This window comes from Levilinea saccharolytica (genome assembly GCF_001306035.1).
In the GTDB taxonomy this organism is placed as follows: Bacteria; Chloroflexota; Anaerolineae; order Anaerolineales; family Anaerolineaceae; genus Levilinea; species Levilinea saccharolytica.
Map to the genome: position 1 here is coordinate 32293 of NZ_LGCM01000039.1, position 20412 is coordinate 52704.

Consider the following 20412-nt stretch of genomic DNA (forward strand, 5'->3'; position numbering starts at 1 on the left):
CCCAAAAACGCACCCTGCGCCTAAGGCTGGGGCGTCAGCGTGACGCTGATGGCAGGGGTGGGCGTGCGGGTGATGGTGGGAACCTGCCCGGGCTGGCGCGTGGTGATCACCACCTCCAGCGTGGCGGGCAGCAGCGATTCCACGCGCAAATTCGAAATTTGCAGCTCCACCTTGGGGATGCGTTGGAAGGTGCCCAAACCGTCGCCGGTCAAATCCACGAAGACGCGCACATCCGCTCGCCGCAGTTGATCCAACAACGGCAGCGGCCCCGAAAGAATTACATCCACCGTATCCGGCGAAACCAGCGCCGAAAGAGAATTGGACAGCCCCACCACCTCCACCGGCATGTTCGCCAGGGTCAAACTGCCCTCAATGGCGGCGATGCCCACCTGCACTTCCACCTGGTTTTCACCCACCACCGAAACCCCCGCGGGCAAATTCAGCGGCAAAGACAGGTCTAAATCGTCGCTGGCCCCGGTCAGGTCTAATGGGGTGGTTTCCACATACCCTGGCAGCGCGTCCACCAGTTTGGGATCGCTGGAGAATACCGTCACGGCCGGTGGGAACACCGAGATGTTGGTCACGCGGTATCCGCTGGTCACCTGCCCATTCACCACCACCTTCACCACCACGTTGCGGTAGCCGCCGCGTTGGGTAATGGTCAGCGCAATTGTCACCCGTTCTGGGCTGAGGGTGACATCTTCCACGGTTTGCCCGCTGGCGTCCACCGCCTGCAAGGCCACACTGCGGTTGATGCTCTCTTTGGCCCCGTTTAAATCCAACACCGCGCGCACTTCCTGCACCCGCTTCACCAGCGATTCCGGCCCGCTGACCGTCACCATATCCTGGCTCAAGTTGGGCGTTTCACCCTGAAAACCCACCGAAAGCTCGCCGCGCTGCACCAAGCGGATGGGCAGAGAGCGCGTTTCCAGCGGCTCCAGGGTCACGTTAAACGTGCGCGGCGTGTAGGAGATGATCTCCACCGGCCGGATGCCAATTTGAATTTGAATGGAAAGGGTGTGCGTGCCGCTGCCCAGGCCTGAAAGGTCAGCCACCGCTCGCACCGGAACCTGCTCGTTGGTCATCCGCTCCCAAATGGAGCGCGGCGCGCTCAGGGTCAGGCTCACTTGCTGGGGCGGGTTGGTCACCATCATCAGCGCCGGGTCCTGCCCGATGATCTCCAACGGGATAGCCCGCGGATAGATCTTCTCTTCGGTGGGGTCGGATTCAGTCACCGCCAGAATCCACACCGCCACCGCCAGAATCATGGCCAGCACCAGGGTGGGCACATACTTAAAGGAGCGCCGCAAAGCCGCCAGCATGGTCATTCCTCCAGGCCCTGGTTGGGGTTAATCCGCTGCCACAGGCGGCTCAACCAGTTATCAGCATTGGGCTGCGTGGGGCGGTAGAAGGCCAACAGAATATTTTCCAGGCGTTCGCTGTCCAAGCGCCGGATCATGCGCCCGCCGTGGGCGATGGAGATGGAGCCGGTCTCTTCCGAAACCACCACCGCCACCGCGTCGCTGGCTTCTGAAATCCCCAAAGAAGCACGGTGGCGCAGACCCATCTGCCGTTCGGGGGAGCGGTTCAAAATGCCGCTGGCCGAAAGCGGCATCACGCAGGCCGCCGCCACCACTTGATTATTGGCCACGATCACCGCGCCGTCGTGCAGCGGGGTATTGGGGTAAAAAATTTGCAGCAGCAATTCCGGCGTCACCGCCGCGTGCAGGCGCACGCCCGTGCGCACATAATCATCCAAATTATCAGCCCGCTGCAAGATGATCAAAGCCCCGTGCTGCCGCGCCGAAAGCCGCGCTGCCGCGGTCACAATGGCGTGGATGGTTTTTTGCATGGCCAAAACCGAATTGCGGTCCTGGCGAATCAGCATGGTTCCCGAACCTGCCCGCCCCAGCCGCTCCAGCGCCCGCCGGATCTCCGGCGCAAAAATCACCGGAATGGCGAACAGCAGGGCGGGCACGGTGTTGCGGATCAGCCACGAGAAAGCCCGCAAGTTGACCAGGCTGGTGAGCAGGCTCAGCCCAATCACCACCAAGATGACCCCGCGCAGCAGGGTCATAGCCTGGGTGTCGCGCACCATCACCAGCACGGCAAAGATGACCAAACCAACCAATACAATATCCAGCAGACTCAACCAGTCCAGACGCTGAAATAAGAATAAAAGTTGGTTTACGAGGTCGGGCACTTTGTTACCTTTTTACACAGGCCGCATAATGCGGTCCACACGCAGCTGCTTAAAAAACAGGGCGGCGCCTTTGGGCATCGATTCCAGGGCGGCTTCTTTCCAGGCCAAAACGGTCAGTTCTTCCGGCGCTTTGCGCGTGTAACCCAGTTCTTTCCACACCGAATCCAGGTTCGCCAGGTCGCTGCCCACAAACACCAGGGCCGCCTCGGCCAACAGGTCGCCAGAGGCGCGCTCCATATCTTCCAGCATCACTTTTAAGGCCCGCTGCGGGGGCAGCTTGGGGTCCACCACCACGTCGGTGGCGCGCGCCACCAGGTTTTCCACCTGCCAGCCGATCACGCCCACCAGCCCCCCATCGCCTTGCAGCAGCAAAAAGGCCTTTTCGCCAAAGGCGGCCATAATGTCATCGCTGTTCATCCGCCGCGAGGGCATGCGCAGGCGGTTAAACAGCTCGGCAATTTCCGCCGAATGGCGCGGTTTGCCCCGCACCACGCGCAGCTCGCCCGCCGTCTGGCGGCTGGCCGCCGGGGCCGCCTCCACCGCCTCAGGGGAGATCTTTTGATACGCCGCGCTCACCTGCTTCCACGTTTCGGTGAACGTGCCCGCATTTTGAATCACCACCTGGGCCGCGGCTGTCTTTTGCGCCTGGGGCGGCTGCGCGGTGATGCGCTGGCGCGCCTCGGCCTCGCTCATGCCGCGCGCCTGCATCAGCCGCCTCAGCTGCACCTCCGGCGGTGCCGCCGTCACCCACACACTGTCGCAGGCCGCGCGCAGATCCGATTCCAGCAGCTTGATCGCCTCAATCACGATCACCGGCTGCGAAGTGCGCTGCACCAACATATCCACCGCCTGGCTGACCAGCGGGTGAATGATTTTTTCCAGCTCGGCCAGGGCTGCCGGATCGCTGAACACGATCTTCCCCAGGCGCGCGCGGTCAATCTGCCCGTCCGCGGCCACCACCCAGCGCCCGAACATCTCCACCACAGGTTTATAGCCGGGGGCGCCTTTGGTCATGGCGCGGTGCGATAACTGATCCGCGTCAATGCCGTACGCGCCCAGGTGTTCGAGCATCTTACGCACCACGCTCTTGCCGGTGCCAATATTGCCCGTTAACCCAATTACCGTTTTCCCTGACCACTTGCCCAATGGTTCGGCTCCTAAAATTAGAATATGCGCAGTCCCGCTGCTTTGATTTTAGCCGCGGCCCGCTGGAATGTCAAACCAAAGCGAGAAACAAGCCGCGCGTTCAGTCCTTAGGCCAATGAAAGCCCGCCGTCCAGTTCAGCATCACGCACGAAGGCCAGCCTTCTTTCCTTATATACACCCCATTGATCGAGGCTGTGTTCACCATCAAACGCTGAAAATTGTCCAGCGGCATCCCCAAGAAATGCGCCAGTGCCAGGCGGATGGAATCGCTGTGCGACACACAGGCGATCACCTCGTTTTCCGCGTGGCAATCGCTCAGCTGCTGCAAACAGGCTGCCACGCGTTCCTGCGCCGCCCGAAACGACTCGCCCCCCGGAAAGGTCACCTGCGAAGGCGCGTTCTGCACCACCGGCCACAGCTTCATGCGCCGCATCTGACGCATGGTTTTGCCCTGCCAGCGGCCAAAATCCACCTCCATCAGCCCAGGCTCCACGCTCACCGTCAGCCCATGCGCCGCCGCCAGGGGCTGAGCGGTTTCCAGCGCCCGTTCCAAAGGGCTGGCGTACACCGCCCGCAGGGGGGCTTCTGACAGCGTGTGGGCCACTTCCTCAGCCTGCTGCCGCCCGCGGGCGTTTAAATGCACCCCCGGGGTGCGCCCAGCCAGGCGCTTACCCACATAATCGTTCTCACCGTGGCGGATCAGCAGGATCAGCGTCATGCTCTCATTCCTCTTCGCCGCCGGGCTGCGGGCCCTGGCTCAGGCCGCGCTGTTGCTCTTCGCGCCAGCGTTCCAGCCGCGCCAGGATCTCGCGCTCATAGCCCTGATCCGACGGCTTGTAAAAAGTGCGTCCCACCATGTGTACCGGCAAATACTGCTGGGCGGTGAAATGCCCGGGGAAGTCGTGGGGGTACAAATAACCCTGGCCGTGCCCCAAACCGCGCGAATCGCGGCTGGAGTCCATCAAATGCGTCGGCACCGGCCCGGGCGGCTCGCCCGTGACGGCCTCCAGCGCGCGCCAATAGGCCCCCGCCGAATTGGATTTCGGCGCGGTCGCCAGGTACAGCGTGGCCTCGGCGATGGGATACACCCCTTCCGGCAGGCCGATGTAATCGTAGGCATAGGCCGCCGAAGCCGCCACCTGCATGGCGTGCGGGTCTGCCAGGCCGATATCCTCGCTGGCCAAAACGATCAGCCGCCGTAGAATGAAGCGCGGATCCTCACCCGCCGCCAGCATCTTCGCCAGCCAGTACAGGGCCGCGTCAGGGTCCGAACCGCGCACCGATTTAATGAAGGCCGAGATGATGTCGTAGTGCATATCGCCGTTCTTGTCGTACTGCACCGAACGGCGCTGGATGGATTCTTCCGCCACGGATAGGGTGATGTGAATGCTGCCGTCCGGCTCCGGCGCGGTCGTCTCCACCGCCAGCTCCAGCGCATTGAGCAGGTTGCGCGCATCCCCCGTGGCCAAATCCAGCAGATGGGCGCGCGCATCCTCATCCAACACAATCAGCCGCCCGCCGTAGCCGCGCTCGCGGTCGTTCAGCGCCCGATCCAGGATGATGCCCAAATGCGCCTCGGTCATCGGCCGCAGCTCAAAAATCCGCGAGCGCGAAACCAGAGCGCGAATGACTTCAAAATAGGGGTTTTCGGTCGTGGCCCCAATCAGCGTCACCAAACCGCTTTCCACATGCGGCAGCAGGGCGTCTTGCTGGGCCTTGTTCCAACGGTGCACCTCGTCCACAAACAGCAGGGTGCGCTTGCGGTACAGGCGGCGCTGTTCCTGCGCCTCTTGAATCACCCGCCGCAGTTCGGCCACCCCCGCCAACACCGCCGAGATGGATTCAAAGCGGGCGCTGGAGCGTTCCGCGATTAAACGCGCCAGGGTGGTTTTGCCGGTTCCCGGCGGGCCAAAGAAGATGCAGGAGGAAAACAGCCGGTCGGCCTCAATCGCCCGCCGCAGCAGTTTGCCAGGGCCAATGATGTGCTCCTGGCCCACAAATTCGTCCAGCGTGCGCGGACGCATACGCGCAGCCAGGGGTGACTGCGACTCAAGCTGCTGGTTTAAGGCGTGATCAAAAAGGTCCATTCCTTAAGATTCTACCATGAATGCACGGCCCGCATGCGCAAAGAAAAAGAGCGCTTTCGCGCTCTTTCAGGGACTGGGCCACCCCTACGCCGCCGCCCTTGCCTGTCCATACAGTTGGTCGCGCACCTGCAAAACCTGCCGCCGCAGGCGGTCATCGCGCTGCATCAAATCCGCCACCTTGTCGCAGGCATACATCACCGTGGTGTGATCGCGTCCGCCCAGGGCTTCGCCGATCTGCGGCAGAGAGATGTTCGCGTCTTCGCGCATCAGGTACATGGCCACCTGCCGCGGCAGAGCCACCTCGCGCGTGCGGTCGCGCCCAAACAGGCGGTCGCTGGGCACGCCAAACACCGAGGACACCGCCGTCACCACCGCGTCTACGCCCAGGCTGCTGTGCTGGGGGATCAGGTCGGCCAGGGCCGAATTCACCAGGCCCTGGGTCACCGGCTGGCCGCTCAAATCGGAGTAGGCCAGCACGCGCGTTAGGGCGCCTTCCAACTCGCGGATATTGGACTGAATCTGCCGGGCAATCAGCTCCAAAATCTCCTGGGGAACCTGCCGGGAGGCGCGTTCCGCCTTCGAGCGCAGAATGGCGATGCGCGTTTCCAGGTCAGCCGGTTGAATATCCACCGTCAGCCCCCATTCAAAGCGCGAGCGCAGCCGTTCTTCCAGGGTCACCATCGCTTTGGGCGGACGGTCAGAGGAAATCACCACCTGTTTATCCTGCCCGTGCAGGGTGTTAAACGTGTGGAAGAATTCTTCCTGCGTCGATTCCTTCCCGGCGATGAACTGGATGTCGTCAATCAGCAGCACATCAATACGGCGGTAGCGGTCGCGAAAAGCTGCCGTGTTGCGCTTCTGGATGGAATTGATCAGATCGTTGGTAAATTCTTCTGAGGAGACGTACAGCACCTGCAAGCCCTGACGGTGCGCCTGGTTGCCGATGGCGTGCAGCAGGTGGGTTTTGCCCAGCCCCACCCCCCCATACAGGAACAGGGGATTGTAGGCCCGCGCCGGGTTCTCGGCCACAGCCATGCAGGCCGCGTGCGCCAGGCGGTTGTTGGCCCCCACCACATAGGTGTCAAAGGTGTAGCGGCTGTTGATCGTCGGGTTGGGTGCCGGGGCTGGCTCTTCTTCCGCCGCTTCTTCCACGCCCTCGCTCTCGCCTTCTCCTTCGTACTCCTTATGCCAGACGACAAACTCCACCTTTTGGGGGCGGCTCATCATGCCCGTCAGATGACGCGCAACCGTGCTGGACAGGCGGCTTTCCAGCCAGTCCCGTGCGTAGGCGTTGGTCACACCGATCTTAAACGTCTCACCATCGTGCGTCACCAACTCTGCGTTGCGCACCCACGTCTCAAAAGCAGCTTTGGACATGTCCATTTGAAGCTGCCCCAAGGTGGCCTGCCAGGCTTGTTGTGCGTTCATACAGCGACCTCCCAAAAAATTTCTCGCCCTCCCGCCCCAAGCAACACAGTCAGATAAGCCCCACAGCATACGCGGTGGGACAGAAGTGTAATCGATTGGTTTAGAGTTACCCGAGTTTCCGGGCGAAGGGCTGCGAGCGTTGCACTGCGGCGTTGCTCGATACATGCATTCTAGCAGAAACCAGCCGATCCAACAAGTTGAATACCCTACGCCTGCCTAAAAAAAAGCGAATCTTTAAGAGCCTGCTAATCTTAAGGGACGGCCGGGGATTCAATGGTATAATTCGACTATACGTATATTTAAGGTCTCCTACAAATACGGGGAACAGTTTTTAGAACACCGCCATATATGGGGGTCGCTTTCAATTTAGGCTTTGATTTGACCACCCTTACCGGATTAGATTAACAACCAAACCGGCATTCCCCTGTCTTTCGCGGGCCTTTGAATTGCACATTTTGGACTCTTCAGGCATAATCATTTCACCGCCTGAAATCTGCCTGTTTTTCCGATTTTAGGATGTAACCACCGCTGCTCGTTCAGCCTTCCGGCGCTGCACCCCAGGCTGAACTCCTCATCACCGCGCGCCGCTCAAAAGGAGATTTTCCCCATGCAAAAGCTCAAAAAACTCGGTTTCCCTCGGATGCGAAAAGAATCCGGCGAAAGGCGGGTTTTCCTGCCTGATTTTATCCAGGACCTCACCCAGCTCGGTTTTGAAATCTACATCGAAGAAGGTTACGGCTCCCGCTCCGGGTACTCCTTTGACGATTATAAGCAGGGCAATCCCCTGGTCAAAAGCTGCTCACGGGAGCAGGCCCACGCCCAGGCCTACGTCATGGTGCTGCGCTCCCCCTCCGATGCGGAATTTGACCTCATCCCCGCTGGAACCTGCCTGATCTCCATGCTGCACTACCCCACGCGCCCCAAACGGGTAGAGCTGCTCACCCAAAAGGGCATCAAAGCCATCTCGATGGACAGCATCGTGGATGACAATAACATCCGCCTGATGGAAAACATGAAGGCCGTTGCCTGGAACGGTCTGGAGGCCGGCTTTGACGCCCTGGAACGCCGTTGGCCGGGGCTGCTGCGCGATGATCCCTGGAAAGTGCTCATTCTGGGCAGCGGCATGGTGGGCAAACACGCTGTAGATGCCGCCACCAAGCTGGGCAACATCGAGCGAAACAACGATCACATCGCCCAGGGCGGTCCGGGTACAGTGGCCTTGTGTGTCGGCCGCAACATCAGCCAAAATCCAGAGCAAATGCGCCAGATGTTTTCGGGGGTGGACATGCTGGTCGACGCCGCTCAACGCCGCGACCCCTCCAAACCCATCGTCCCCAATCCGTGGATCGCCTGGCTGCCGGAACACGCTGTGGTGGTCGACCTCTCGGTGGACCCCTACACCCTCAGCACCGACCCGCCGGTGGTTCGCGGCGTCGAAGGCATCCCAATGGGCAGCCTGAACAAATACATCTTTGATCCCCAGGATGCAGACTGGATGAAAACCATCCCCGAGTCGGTTGACACCCAACACCGCCGCGTCACAGCCACCTGCTACTCCTGGCCCGGCATCCACCCCGAAGCCTGCATGCGCCACTACGCCCAGCAAATGCTGCCGCTGATGGAAGCCCTGGCCGAAAAGGGATACGACGGCCTCAGCTCCAAGGGCGGATTCTTTGAACGCGCTTTACACCGCGCCAGCCTGCACGAGTGGCTGCGCCTGTCCCAAATCTCCTGAATTCTCGATCGAGGACCTATGCAAAAACTAGAATTTGGCGACCTGCAAAAACAATGCGCCCACTTTCTGACCCACCACGGCCCGCTCACCGCACGCCAGTCTCTGACTGAGATTCTGGCTGCCACCGGCGAAGACGAGCGCATGGACGTTTACTGCGCAGGCACGATGATTGCCGACTTTGAAAAAGAAGTCGCCGATTTGCTCGGCAAGGAAGCCGCCGTGTTCATGCCCAGCGGAACCATGGCCCAGCAGATCGCCCTGCGCATCCACGCCGACCAGCGCCGCGGCTCCACGGTGGCCTTTCACCCGCGCTGCCACCTGGAAAATCACGAAGACAAGGCTTACCAGCACCTTCACCATCTCAACAGCGTTCTGGTAGGCTCTTACCATAATCTGCTCACCCTGGCAGATTTGGAAAAAGTGGCCGACCCCATCACCGCCCTGCTGCTGGAGCTGCCCCAGCGCAATTTGGGCAGCCAACTGCCCCTGTGGGACGACCTCAATGCCCAGGTGGCCTGGGCGCGCGCCCGCGGCGCAGCCGTGCATATGGATGGAGCGCGCCTGTGGGAAGCGCAGCCCTTTTATCAGCGCCCCTACGCCGAAATCTGTTCCATGTTCGACAGCGTGTATGTTTCCTTCTACAAAACCCTGGGCGGCATCAGCGGGGCCATGCTGTTGGGGGACGCAGCCTTCATTCGGCAGGCCCGCCTGTGGATGCACCGCCACGGCGGGCAGATCATCCACCAGTTCCCCGCCCTGCTCTCCGCCCGCCTGGGTCTGCGCACGCGCCTGCCCCGCATCCCCGATTACGTCCAGCGCAATCTGGAAATCGCCCATCTGCTGACCCAGTTTGACAAGATCAGCAGCATCCCGCGCCCGCCGCACACCAACATGATGCATCTGGCCCTGCGCGGCGACCGCCAAAAGCTGGAAGACGCCGCCTACCAGATCGCCATTGAAAAGGGCATCTTCTCTTTCTACGCCCTGGGCGACACCACCCTGCCCGATTGGCATTTATGGGAGTTCGTCACCGGTGATGCCACCCTGAAGCTCTCGCTGAAGGAGGTCGAAGCCTTCTTCGCCGAGCTGTTGGAACGCGCCGCTTGAAACCAAAACCCCCACGGCTTGATCAAAAGCGCCGTGGGGGCATTTTTTATCTCCAGCCTGGCTCAGCGGCCGCGCAGTCGGGGGATGCGGTAATACTCCGCCATACAGCGGTTGACCCAATGGTCGGGCGATTCCTGCAAATCAGCCACCCCAAAGCGGCTGGGCAGCCCAACAACGGTGATTTCCTCCACCCCGCTTTGGCTCAAAGCCCGCAGTTCCGCATCTCGCCGATCCCAATCCTGGGCATACTGGCGGTATTCCGGGGCAGCCTGCGCGGTGCGCCAAGCCGTTACCCCCGCCGCCAGCATCAGCCCGGCCAAAGCCAGCCCTGCCGCGGCCTGTGCGCTGTGCGGGTGCACACTCCATCTGGATAAAAATCTCATCTGCCGCAAACTGTTCCCCACCCACGCACTGCTGGCCGTCAACGCCGCAATCCAAAAGAACAGCGGCAAAAAGATCACACGGTCATCCGGATAGGCGTTCAGCGAATACACCACCGGGGCGCAGGCCGCCACCATCAGCCCAAAAGCCGCCGTCAGCATCACCCCGGCCGCCTGCACCCACGGCAGCCGCCAGGAAAGCCTCCCCCCGCGCGCTCCTTGCGCATGGCCCGCGCCAAAAGCCCAGCCGGCCGCCAGCGGAACACCCACCGAAAGCGCCGCCCAGCCCGGCGTCCACAAGAAATATTTACCCATAATATAAGCTGCGTTGCGGATGGAAAACGTCACCAGACGGATCAGACCCGGCGGTTCAGGCAGCGCACCCCTACGCACCGCGTTGCCAGGCGAAGCCAGAATAATCCCCAGGGCCAGCCCGCCGCCCAGCAGCCCCGCCCAGGCTGCCGAAAGCAAAGCCCTCCGCGCCCTACCCCTGCCCCACACCGCCGCCCCCACCAGCAAAAGCACGTAAAAAGCCACCTGTACGCTCGAAAAGGCTTCAGTGAAGCCGCCCGACAGCAGGCTCAGGCCGCCCACCCAGGCCGCGGCAGGTTTGGGTTGTATCTGCCCCAACCCAAGCCGCACCAGCACCCCCCCGGCCCAGGTGAAGCCCACCAATGGGAAGCTGTAGTTGATCAGGCCGATTTCCCAAAATGCGGATTGAAACAGATTCGGTGTGGCGGCATACAGCACCAGCAAAATCAGACCCGCCGCGATCCAGGCGCACAGGCGCGGGTGATCCCACTTCACCCAGCGCGCCAGCGGCGCCAGCGCCCAGCTCAGCCCCACCAGCCACACCCCCAGGGTCAGCGTGGGCAGCCAGGCGGCAAAACCCGCTCCCAGGGCCGTCAGCAGGCCCGTGAAGATGATATAGGAAAACCTTCCCGTCCAATGAGTGTACCACTTGAGAAAATAGGCGGCGGGGTCCAGATGAGTCACGTCTGCCGCGATGCAGTAATCATCCGCGTGCATCCGCGTAAACGTGCTCAAATACGCAAAACAGGCCAGCGCAGCCAGAACAGCCACCAGGGCTGCGCCGAGGACAACCTTTTTTTGCATTAGATCACTTTGCCGGATTCAGCGCCCTTTACTTCGCCGGAAGGTATCGATACAGCGCCGACCCATAGGCATCTCCTACATAATCCAATCGTCCCGCAAACATGTCGGTGTACGGCTGAGAATACACCAGAATGTATTCACCCGCATACACATAATCCATTCCGATCTCATCCAGATATTCCGTGGCCGTGCCCGCTTTCAGCCGCTGGAAATAACTATAGCTGGAAATCAGCCCGTCCAGGTTGACCACCGTGCGGTCCTGAATGAAATAGGCCGTCACGCCGCCACCCGTCGAGCCGACCACCGCCCCCGGCTCGGTCATCTCCATCACCCCCTTGACCCCCGCCAGATACAGCTCTTCCTGGCCTTTTTTCACCTTCCAGGGGGTGATCTCGGCCATCTGCGCCATGAAAACGCCCGTCACCACCGCGGCGATCACCACACTGACACCCCAGTTCACCGTCCGCGGCACGCGCACCCGCTGGAGCAATTCATACACGCAGCCCAAGAGCAGCGCCGCCAGCAGGGTCTTAAAGGCCATCTCGGCCACCCAGTACCAACTGAGGGTCTCCACATAGGTGGTGAACTTGTAATTGGAAAGCTTGATCAAACTGCCCCCCAGCAGCGGCAGCAGCAGCATCTGCCCCGCGGCCCGCCCGGCCCAACGCCGGTTGGCCCACAGCAGACCCGCGGCCAGCGCCGCCAGCCCCAGCCCCACCCCCCAGGCCGCCAGCTTGCGCGCGCGGATGGCGCGGGTTCCGTCGCCCTCAAAGCCCAGGGCTTCGGCGGCAGCGTTGCCCAGCCGTTTGGGAACCGCACGCACCTCCCACCACGGCCCGCGGTCGGGATCGGGGTTCATGCCCATCAGCCCCGGCAGGTCTTTTTCCGGGTAGCCGTATACGGTGTAAATCGTGCCCCACCAGCGTTTGATCTGCCCGCTGACCGGCATGGGCGTGCCCGCGTAGAGCACGTTCACCGCCAGGTACACCGCCAGCGTCACTGCCAGCGGGCCGTAATAACGCAGCCCGGCCTGCAGCCAAGGCTTCCAATGCAGCCGCGGGTCAGTCTCCGGCGCGCTCTCTTCCAAATCCACCCCACGGCGGCGCAGCACCCAGCCCACGCCGTAGCGCAGGGCAAAGGTCAACGCCATCCCCAAGGCCCAATCCACCACCAGCACCGCGCGCGGGAAGCGCGTCACCGCGCCGGCCGTGGTCAAAACGATCATCACCAGCCCCACCAGGGCCGAGGCCGCGCTGGCTGCCACGGCGATGCGCCACAGCGAGCGCCGGTTTGGAATCAAAATGCGCGTTCCGTACAGCCCAAAGAACAGGTACACCGAGAAGCGCATCACCAGCGACACCACCGCCATCCACACGGCGTAATCAGAGTAGAAGAAGTACAGGCCAATCCCCAGGCGCAGCAGGTAGCTGGCAAACACCGAAACCAGGGTCAGCACCAGATCCCCCAGCAGCAGGTAGCGCAGCACCGGGGAGCGGAACATGACCCACAGCCCCATCACCGCCACCAGGAAGATGTTGTCCAGACGGCTCAGCAGCAGCAAAGCCGCGGTGATGCCCAGTTTCAGCAGAGTCTGGGGGCTGTCTGGCTCGCCCGCCGCCCGCCGCAGCTCCAGGCTTTGCACCTGCGCCAGCAAAAGCAGGAGGAAAAAGGCGTACAGGCCGGATTCCATCCCCAGCATGTTGGTCACTTTGTGAATATCGGGGAAAAACGCCCAAAAAAACGCCGCTGCCACGCCCACCGCCGGGCTGACGGCACGCCGCACGATGCGGTACAGCAAAACCGCGCTGCCCGCGTTTAACACTGTCATCAGCAGTAGCACAATGCGCAGCGGCAGGATCAAATCCAGGCGTGCCAGGGCAAAGATGGGAACCAGCACCACCATCCACAGCGGGTGAAAGCCGTTGGTCAGGCCCAGACCGTCAAAGCTGACCCCGCGGCCCTCGGCAATGTTTTGCGCAGTCTTAAAATAATAAAAACCGTCGTCGGACGTGAACCAGTTCATCAAACTGTTGGGCGGCGCAAACACCGCGTATAAATGCAGCCCCACCACCAGAATAAAGATGACCCACTCGATTTTGATCGAAACGCGCTTGAACAAACCGACCTCCCTCTGCGCCGTCCGGTTCAGCGGTGCGGCTCAGGTTTTTTCGTTTTTCGGGCAGCCCCCATTATATCAGCCTTTGGAAATCAGCTTCCATTCCTCCGGCGGGCGAGCCGCCAGCCCCATCCACAGCACCGCCGCTGGAAACAGTTGGAACAGCACGCGGTCCAGCGAATATTTCAGATGCCAGACCTGCGGATGAGGCGTGATCACGTAGATCATCAGCGCCGCCGCCGCGGCAGCCCCCCAAACCGCCAGCCCCGCCCAGCCCGCCAGGGCCTCGGATCCCCGCAGCCGTTTCCACGTCAGCGCGGTGTACACCAGCAGCACATGCCAGGCCCCCACCATCGGCAGGGTCTCCACCAACCCGCGCCACACCGCCCCATAGCGCGCCGGATCCGCCAGCTTGGCCAGGATGTCGCCTATCCCCTGCGCAAACAAATCCCCTGGCGGCGCGACAAAGCCTTTAAATAGGATCAGGGCCAACGCGGGCAGTGCCGCCCCTGCCGCCAGCCACCCCAGCCAACGCGGATGGCGCGTGCGCAGGCTCACCGCCGCGCCCAGCATCAGCGTGCCCAGCCCAAAGACGATGCCCTCGTTTTTCGCCCAGGCCGCCAGTGCCGCGCACAGCCCCGCCAACGCCAGCATGCCCGCGGGATAGCCCCGCGTTGAAGCCAGCCAGGCCAGGGCCATGGCCGCCAGCACAAAGAAGGCCACGGCCATGTCAGCCGTCTGGTTGCTGCCCACCCAGATCAGCAGCGGAGAGCTGACCACCACCAGCGCCCCCAGGCTGGCCGCCGCCGCCCCGCGCTGCCCCCACAAGGCGCTGAAGAGCAGCCCCAGCGTGCCCCAGGTCCACAAGCCCGCCAGGAGCATCGGCGTGCGCACGGTCTGCTGCCCCAGCCAGTTCCAACTGACGGCTGCGCTCAAGGGGATCAACAAGGGGTAATCGGCGTGAGCCTTCCAATTCAGCGCGGGTGAAAAAGCCGCCCGCCAATCCGCCGCGCTGAGCAGATGCCGCGCACGCAAATTCCAGATGGCATAGGCGTCAAACGTGCCGTGGGGCGTGTGCTGCACCGTTTCCAGGTAGCTAAAGGCCGCCGCCGCGGCGCACACCGCCAGCACCCCCAGCAACCCCCAACCCCAGGCGCTGGGCCGCGGCCAAAAGCCCCCCGCGGGGCGCGGCACGGCCCGCCCGGCGCGCAGCGCCAACCCCCACAGACCCGCCGCCAACAGCAGCTCCACCCACAGCAGGCCGCCGAAATGCGCGCCGAACAGCAGCAGCGAGAAGAAGGCCAGGCAGGTGCGCACCCCCATCCCCAGGCCCGCTCCCACAATCAGCTGAAAGAGCAGCTCCGCCGCCTGGGCGGGGCGCGGCCAAAGCCAGGCCGTCAGCCCCCAGCCCAGCGCAAAGGCCGGCAGCAGAGTCAGCAGGCTGGCCGCAGTCACGGCTGCACCCGCTCAAACAGGTAAATGCCCATGCCGTACTCGGCATGCACCCGCACCGGGAAATGAGACTCAAAAAATTCATCCGTCTGCGGCTCCGCAAAATTACCCACGATCCACTGCGCATCCGTGCCCTGCACCACCACCAGCGGGGCCAGGGCGTATTGGGTCATGGCAAATTCCTCATCCTGATCCACCGCCCCAAATTCCATCCCCGGCACGTCCCGCTCCGAGACGTAACCCACTTGCCCCTCAGCGGGCAAATCGTGCTTCAATTCTGCCAGCCGCCCCTGCCATTCGCTCACCGCGTCGCGACCGGTGGGCTGCTGGCGCAGTTCCAGCCCGCGCCGCAGCATCTGCCGCGCTGAAGACAGCCCGCTCAGCACGATCAACGCTAAAAAGACCGCCGCCAGCCAAAACAGCACCCGCCCCAGCAGACCGCCGCGCGCCTTCATGCGCCGCCCTCCGCCGCCGCACGCGCATCCGCATACCGGCCCTGCAAACAGGCCAGCAGCACGCGGTTGAAGCGTTCGGGGTGGTCGCGCTGCGGCCAATGCCCGCTGTTGGGCAAAATCACCAGCTGCCCATCCCGCAGACGCCGCGCCGCCGCCTGAGCATCTGCCAGGGGCACGGCCTGATCGCGGTCGCCGTGCAGGATCGTCACCGGCAGCTCCAGTTCGCCCAGGCGATCCATCAGCACCGAACGCAGCCCGTGAGGCAGCATCTCGTGTTTTTGAAAAGCGTAAAAGCTCTTCCACACCCCCGGTTTGCGGCAGATGGCGTAGACCTCCTCCACCAATTCATCCGTGATCGCCTGGCGGTTGGCCAGGATATACCCCAGCGTCCAGCGCACCATCGCGCGGCTGCGCGCCAGCCAGGCGTAGGTCCAGCGCACCCACAGGTCCTGCTGAATAAAGGGGTAGGCCAGGCGGTGAAAGGGCGCGCGGCTTTGAAAGCCGTAACTGTCCACCAGCACCAACTGGCTCACCCGCTGGGGGTGATCCAATGCGAATTGCAGCGCCGAGCCGCCCCCCAGGGAAATGCCCACCAGGCGCGCGCGTTCAATGCCCAGCGCATCCAGAAAGTTCAGCAGGAAGGCAGCGTTGCCCTCCAGAGTCAGGTCAGATTCACCCACCTCGCTCTGGCCGTAGCCGGGCCAATCCGGCGCAGTCACGGCAAAATGCTGCCCGAGATACGGCAAGGTATAGCGCCACGAGAGCAGGGCCTCATCCATGCCCCCGCCGTGCAGCAGCACCACCGCCTCTTCGCCCTGCCCGCTGGTGTAATAGTGAATGCGCGCCGACCCCAGTTGCAGTTCCTGCGAACGAATGTCTTCCATGCTCATGCCTCTCCCACAATCTGCGTCTGAAACGCCTTGCCGTCCTGGCGGCAGATGGACTGCACCGCCAGCCGCCCCGACATGGCCACCACCGGCACGCTGCCCCCCGGCTCCACCCACTGCCCCGCCATCCAAAAGTTCTTCAGCCCCGGCAGCGTCTTGCGCATGCCCAGGATCATCAGCGGCATGGTGCGCTTGGTCAGCAGCCAGCCGCAGGAAGACCCCTGCCAGTTGCCCGTGTAGCGCTCATAGCTCAGCGGCGTGGCCACGTCCACCATCTCCACCTGCCCGCCGATGCCTGGGTAAAAACGCTCCAACTGCTCAATCACCTGATCCGCCACCTGATCCTGCTCGCTGTCATACAGGCGGTGGCCGTAAATGCGCTGCCAGTAGCCGTAATGGATGCGCAGCATCACCACCACCACCGATTTGCCCTCCGGCGCCAGGCTGGGGTCGAAGCAGTAATTCTTGATCCCCAACAGGCTGCGCTCCTCGGCGGCGATGGTCACCGGTTGATCCAGCAGATGCACCGCCCAATGCGGCTCGCCGCTCAGATCGCGGTTGACGCCCAAAGACACCTGAATCTGCGAATGCAGCGGGAAGCTGCCGTCGTAAAATTTCTTCAGCTGTCGGGTCAGGTATTGGCCGCCCAGCATCTCAAACAGGGTGTTGTGCCCGTCCGCCGCGGAGATGACGTAATCGGCACGGTACTCCTCGTCGTTATACAGGCGCACCCCCACCGCGGCGTCCTCTTCCACCAGAATTTTTTCCACGGCCGCGTTGTAATGGATCTGCCCGCCCAGGGCCAGGTAGCGGCGCTCGATGGCCCGCGCGAAATCCAGGGAAGCCCCCTGCGGAAAACCAGCGTTGCCGTTGGCCATGCACGCCAGCAAAGACAGCCCGGCCGTCATGGGGATTTCCGGCCAGGAGAACATCTGTGCCGCGGCCTGCCGCAGAAAAGGGTCCTTAAAGCGCGCGGCGAATTCCTCGGCGGAATGCATGCCAAAGCGCAGCATAGGCGGCACAAAGGGCAGCATCTTCATCCCCAACGCGCGCCACTCGTTCGGCCCCCAGCTCTCGCGCGGTTCCTGCTGCAGAAGAGACATGTCAAATTTTCGAAAGGTACGCACCGCATCCGTGAAGGCGTGGATCAGTCGCCCGTCCGCCGGGCTTAGGGCCTGCATATGTTCTTCCAGCCGGTCGGGGTCAGCGTAAGCCACCAGGGTGCGCCCATCCGCCGCGCGCACACGCAGCAGCTCCTCGTGGTCAATCACCCTCCGCCCCTCCAGCGCGCCCAGCTCCTGCCACACGCGGTGAAAGGGCTGGCCGGGGCCGCTGCCGAATAAATAGTGAATGCAGCCGTCAAACACGTACTGCTTGCGCTCCCAGGCCGTGCACAGCCCCCCCGGCAGCGTGTGCAGCTCAAAGATCTGCGAACGGTAGCCGTTCATCTGCGCGTAACAGCCCGCCGCCAGACCGGCGATGCCCCCACCGATGATAATGATTTCCTTCTGTGCTGCCATCCCTCTACTCCCAAACGCCGACTCGGCCGGTTTCCCCCTGCGGCCCTGCGCACATCTGAATTATAAAAGAGGACGTGCAAAAGCAGAATGTTTTACGCGCCCCAGCTTGAAAACCGCCGCCAGAGATGGCATAATCAGAGCATATCAGACTGCTTCACTCCAATTTCCCTCCGGAGGCTTCCCATGACGGACTTACCCGCGATATTCAGCGAATTGAAAAGCCTGCTGCAGGCCTATGCCCCCCCGCTCATTCCCAAAATGGATACGGAGCACAGCTTTGACCTGTGGTCACAGAAAGACCTGGTGATTGAGGGGCGCAAACGCAAAGAGGTCTATTTTGCCGGGCTGATCATCCAAAAAAGTTACGTGGGCTTTTATTTCATGCCCGTGTACGTTGAAACCGAGATGCAGACCTTCTTCCCGCCCGAACTGCTCCGGCATCTCAAGGGCAAATCCTGTTTTCATATTAAGACACTCACCCCCGAGCTGCGCGAGCAGATCCGCACCGTGCTGCAAAGCGGGTTTGCGCTCTACCAGCAGCGCGGCTGGGTGTAGGCCGCCCTCCATTTTGACTCCTTGACAAATGTTCCGATTACTGTAAAATTAATTTTACAATTATCGAATTAGATTGAAGGAGTTCAAAATAAACGACCCACAGCCTGCGTTCATCCAACTGCTGTCCTTTTTCAAAGCCCTGGCGGACGAGAAGCGCCTGAAGATCATCGGACTGCTAGCCCAAAAACCGCAGTCGGTGGAAAATATCTCCGCCGCCCTGGGGCTGTCGGTCTCCACCACTTCGCACCATTTATCCCGCCTGTCTAAAGCCGGGCTGGTATCGGCGCGCGCCGAGGGTTACTATTCCATTTATTCGCTCAACACGGAGAAATTGCATCAAATGTCGCAGCAAGTCTTGCAGCCCCAAAACCTGCCGGAACTGGCCCCCGAAGCGGTGGAAGATGTCTTCGAACGCAAAGTGCTGAACGCCTTCATTGACGCCGAGGGGCGCATTAAGGCCTTCCCCGCCCAGCAGAAGAAATTTCTGGTCCTGCTCCGCTACGTGGTCAACGCCTTTGAGCCGGATACGACCTACACCGAAAAAGAGGTCAACGAAATCCTCCTGCGCTTCAACCCCGACACCGCCCAACTGCGCCGCAGCCTGGTGGAACACCACCTGATGAGCCGTGAAGGCGGCGGCGGCCAATACTGGCGCACCGACGAGACCCCCTGATCCCCCACCCTCCGCGAAAATCGGAGGGTGATTTTTTCTGCTCCCTTTCCGTGAATTCTCAACCTGCTGCCGCGCGGCTTCCGGCGGCGGCCTTAAAGACCAGGACTGCTGTCCAGCCTCCGTTTTCCATTCTGTGACATAATAAGGGTATATCTTCAGCATCAGAAAGGGGAGGAAAACCATGGCTGTGATTCGCTTTATCCGAGAAGCCCAAGAAGACGAACCCGAAAGCGTCGAAACTTTGGAGGTCAACGTCTGGGGGCTGGGCGGAAATGCCGAGCAGTCCTTTGTCATCGGCAGCGGCGCGAATTTCAACGCCCGCAAACAATTCTGGATTGAAGTGCGCTACAGTGTGCAGGGGGTGCCTGTTTTTGAAACCCGCAACGTCGTCGCACACGCCTGGGATGATTTTTGTGAGGGGCAGGCAGAGGGCCTCGAAGCTTTTGCCCAGGGCAAGAGCGACCACTTTGGTTATGGCGATATGCTGCCCGAAACGGGCCTCTCCCTCACCCGCAAAACCCATACCACCACATTCAATGGGGAAGAACAGACATTCACCCGCTACACCCTGATGGTGGATTTAGATTTCGGCGTGGTCTTTGGCCACACCGCCCCCGGCGAGAGAATAATGGAGATGCAATTTCCAGGAATTGAACTGGAAGAAGGTCTGGACTTCATGCGCCAACTGATCGCCGAATTAGAAGCCGCCTGCCAGGGCAGGCACCCCGACCCCGCCAAGCTTCCGCCGGGAACCAGCCGCTGGCAGTTCCCGCGCGAATTGAACCGCCGCGCCTACGATCACCTTTCCAAGGCGTATCAAGAGAAATATTTCGAAGAAAACCCACTCCTGTTGGATGCCTTTGACACCTGGCTCTCAGAATTGCCCCCGGCTGCCCACGTGCTGGATGCCGGCTGCGGTCATGGGCGGCCGGTCATCGCCCATCTGCTCGACCGCGGTTTTCACGCCGCGGGCATCGATATTTCCCCTGCCATGCTCAGCCGTGCCCGTGCCCAATTCCCGCAGGTGGAATTTTGGGAACAGGACACCACCGAGCTGACCGCTGAAGCACAGTTCGATGGGATCTGTTCCTTTTCCTCCATGCTGTATCTGGACACGGTGGACTTTTTCCACAGCATTTACCGCCTGTTTCGCGCGCTCAAGCCCGGCGGCAGCCTCTTTCTGTACGGTTGGGAGATGCACCCCGATTGGCGCGGCCAGCCTTATCATATGGTCATGAATCATTGGATGTGGGAATTCTCGCGCGGATTGGATGAAACCACCCAGGCCCTGGAAGAACACGGTTACTTTAAAGTAGTGCGCTCCCTCATCCCCGAGACAGACGCAGATCGTGAGGAAAAAATCGCCGCCTGGCGCATCGACGCGCAAGAAGAACATGACGAATGGCTCGCCATGTTTGGGCCGGAAAGCCCGATTCCCCGAACCGACTTTTCCACCGCCGAGCCCCCCGATTTGCCCTACCCTTATGTGATCATCGCCAATCGACGCAGGCGCAAATACCCCCCGCGCAAAGACCACCAGTAGCCGCGCCAG

At 61.8% G+C, this 20412-nt stretch carries 17 protein-coding genes; 5 read left to right on the forward strand and 12 right to left on the reverse strand.

Annotation, left to right across the window (positions count from 1 at the left end):
• Positions 1-20: 20 nt before the first annotated feature.
• The 6 genes from ADN01_RS11140 to dnaA form a co-directional block, all read right to left on the reverse strand.
• On the reverse strand, positions 21-1328 hold the full coding sequence (locus tag ADN01_RS11140; protein ID WP_082142702.1) for a CdaR family protein: 1308 nt from the start codon (positions 1326-1328) through the stop codon (positions 21-23).
• Complete coding sequence (gene cdaA, locus ADN01_RS11145) at positions 1325-2203, reverse strand: diadenylate cyclase CdaA (protein ID WP_062417730.1); 879 nt, start codon at positions 2201-2203, stop codon at positions 1325-1327. The genes ADN01_RS11140 and cdaA overlap by 4 nt, the downstream gene beginning before the upstream one ends.
• Before the next feature lie 12 nt (positions 2204-2215).
• Positions 2216-3349, reverse strand: coding sequence for a dephospho-CoA kinase (gene coaE / locus ADN01_RS11150; RefSeq protein ID WP_075071134.1), 1134 nt, complete (start codon positions 3347-3349; stop codon positions 2216-2218).
• A 100-nt stretch (positions 3350-3449) separates the two neighbouring features.
• On the reverse strand, positions 3450-4067 hold the full coding sequence (locus tag ADN01_RS11155) for a histidine phosphatase family protein (protein ID WP_062417729.1): 618 nt from the start codon (positions 4065-4067) through the stop codon (positions 3450-3452).
• Positions 4068-4071: 4 nt separating this feature from the next.
• On the reverse strand, positions 4072-5436 hold the full coding sequence (locus ADN01_RS11160; RefSeq protein ID WP_062417728.1) for an AAA family ATPase: 1365 nt from the start codon (positions 5434-5436) through the stop codon (positions 4072-4074).
• A gap of 84 nt (positions 5437-5520) precedes the next feature.
• Positions 5521-6864 carry a chromosomal replication initiator protein DnaA gene (gene dnaA / locus ADN01_RS11165; RefSeq protein ID WP_062417727.1) on the reverse strand — a complete coding sequence of 448 codons (1344 nt, stop codon included), beginning with the start codon at positions 6862-6864 and terminating at the stop codon, positions 5521-5523.
• 607 nt (positions 6865-7471) lie between these two features.
• Here dnaA and ADN01_RS11170 point away from each other — a divergent pair.
• Both ADN01_RS11170 and ADN01_RS11175 read left to right on the forward strand, forming a co-directional pair.
• Complete coding sequence (locus ADN01_RS11170) at positions 7472-8599, forward strand: Rossmann-fold NAD(P)-binding domain-containing protein (protein WP_062417726.1); 1128 nt, start codon at positions 7472-7474, stop codon at positions 8597-8599.
• A gap of 18 nt (positions 8600-8617) precedes the next feature.
• Entirely contained in the window at positions 8618-9706 is a 1089-nt protein-coding gene (locus ADN01_RS11175; protein ID WP_062417725.1) for a threonine aldolase family protein, read from the forward strand.
• Between the two features lie 62 nt (positions 9707-9768).
• On the opposite strand, the gene ADN01_RS11180 is transcribed toward ADN01_RS11175, so the two are convergent.
• The 6 genes from ADN01_RS11180 to ADN01_RS11205 form a co-directional block, all read right to left on the reverse strand.
• Positions 9769-11202 carry a DUF6056 family protein gene (locus ADN01_RS11180; RefSeq protein WP_075071135.1) on the reverse strand — a complete coding sequence of 478 codons (1434 nt, stop codon included), beginning with the start codon at positions 11200-11202 and terminating at the stop codon, positions 9769-9771.
• A gap of 28 nt (positions 11203-11230) precedes the next feature.
• Complete coding sequence (locus ADN01_RS11185) at positions 11231-13321, reverse strand: hypothetical protein (protein WP_062417722.1); 2091 nt, start codon at positions 13319-13321, stop codon at positions 11231-11233.
• Between the two features lie 75 nt (positions 13322-13396).
• Positions 13397-14773: a hypothetical protein gene (locus ADN01_RS11190; RefSeq protein WP_062417721.1), complete on the reverse strand. Its 1377-nt coding sequence runs from the start codon at positions 14771-14773 to the stop codon at positions 13397-13399.
• Entirely contained in the window at positions 14770-15225 is a 456-nt protein-coding gene (locus ADN01_RS11195; RefSeq protein ID WP_062417720.1) for a hypothetical protein, read from the reverse strand. Before ADN01_RS11195 ends, ADN01_RS11190 begins: the two co-directional genes overlap by 4 nt.
• A complete protein-coding gene (locus ADN01_RS11200; RefSeq protein WP_082142698.1) occupies positions 15222-16115 on the reverse strand; it encodes an alpha/beta fold hydrolase in 894 nt (297 codons plus the stop codon). Before ADN01_RS11200 ends, ADN01_RS11195 begins: the two co-directional genes overlap by 4 nt.
• Positions 16112-17632, reverse strand: coding sequence for a phytoene desaturase family protein (locus ADN01_RS11205; protein WP_062417718.1), 1521 nt, complete (start codon positions 17630-17632; stop codon positions 16112-16114). The genes ADN01_RS11200 and ADN01_RS11205 overlap by 4 nt, the downstream gene beginning before the upstream one ends.
• Positions 17633-17815: 183 nt before the next feature.
• Between ADN01_RS11205 and ADN01_RS11210 the strand changes: the two genes are divergently transcribed.
• The 3 genes from ADN01_RS11210 to ADN01_RS11220 all read left to right on the forward strand — a co-directional run bounded on the left by ADN01_RS11210 (position 17816) and on the right by ADN01_RS11220 (position 20403).
• The gene (locus ADN01_RS11210) at positions 17816-18187 is read left to right on the forward strand and encodes a hypothetical protein (RefSeq protein ID WP_062417717.1); all 372 of its coding nucleotides are present in this window, start codon (positions 17816-17818) and stop codon (positions 18185-18187) included.
• Positions 18188-18260: 73 nt separating this feature from the next.
• Entirely contained in the window at positions 18261-18860 is a 600-nt protein-coding gene (locus ADN01_RS11215; protein WP_201778673.1) for a DUF2087 domain-containing protein, read from the forward strand.
• A 181-nt stretch (positions 18861-19041) separates the two neighbouring features.
• Entirely contained in the window at positions 19042-20403 is a 1362-nt protein-coding gene (locus ADN01_RS11220; RefSeq protein ID WP_062417716.1) for a class I SAM-dependent methyltransferase, read from the forward strand.
• Positions 20404-20412: the final 9 nt, after the last annotated feature.

Excerpts from the sequence above, each read along its gene's own strand:
- ADN01_RS11140 (WP_082142702.1), bottom strand. The coding sequence starts at position 1,328 with ATGACCATGCTGGCGGCTTTGCGGCGCTCCTTTAAGTATGTGCCCACC.
- ADN01_RS11155 (WP_062417729.1), bottom strand. The coding sequence starts at position 4,067 with ATGACGCTGATCCTGCTGATCCGCCACGGTGAGAACGATTATGTGGGT.
- ADN01_RS11160 (WP_062417728.1), bottom strand. The coding sequence starts at position 5,436 with ATGGACCTTTTTGATCACGCCTTAAACCAGCAGCTTGAGTCGCAGTCA.
- dnaA (WP_062417727.1), bottom strand. The coding sequence starts at position 6,864 with ATGAACGCACAACAAGCCTGGCAGGCCACCTTGGGGCAGCTTCAAATG.
- ADN01_RS11170 (WP_062417726.1), top strand. The coding sequence starts at position 7,472 with ATGCAAAAGCTCAAAAAACTCGGTTTCCCTCGGATGCGAAAAGAATCC.
- ADN01_RS11175 (WP_062417725.1), top strand. The coding sequence starts at position 8,618 with ATGCAAAAACTAGAATTTGGCGACCTGCAAAAACAATGCGCCCACTTT.
- ADN01_RS11180 (WP_075071135.1), bottom strand. The coding sequence starts at position 11,202 with ATGCAAAAAAAGGTTGTCCTCGGCGCAGCCCTGGTGGCTGTTCTGGCT.
- ADN01_RS11195 (WP_062417720.1), bottom strand. The coding sequence starts at position 15,225 with ATGAAGGCGCGCGGCGGTCTGCTGGGGCGGGTGCTGTTTTGGCTGGCG.
- ADN01_RS11200 (WP_082142698.1), bottom strand. The coding sequence starts at position 16,115 with ATGAGCATGGAAGACATTCGTTCGCAGGAACTGCAACTGGGGTCGGCG.
- ADN01_RS11205 (WP_062417718.1), bottom strand. The coding sequence starts at position 17,632 with ATGGCAGCACAGAAGGAAATCATTATCATCGGTGGGGGCATCGCCGGT.
- ADN01_RS11210 (WP_062417717.1), top strand. The coding sequence starts at position 17,816 with ATGACGGACTTACCCGCGATATTCAGCGAATTGAAAAGCCTGCTGCAG.
- ADN01_RS11220 (WP_062417716.1), top strand. The coding sequence starts at position 19,042 with ATGGCTGTGATTCGCTTTATCCGAGAAGCCCAAGAAGACGAACCCGAA.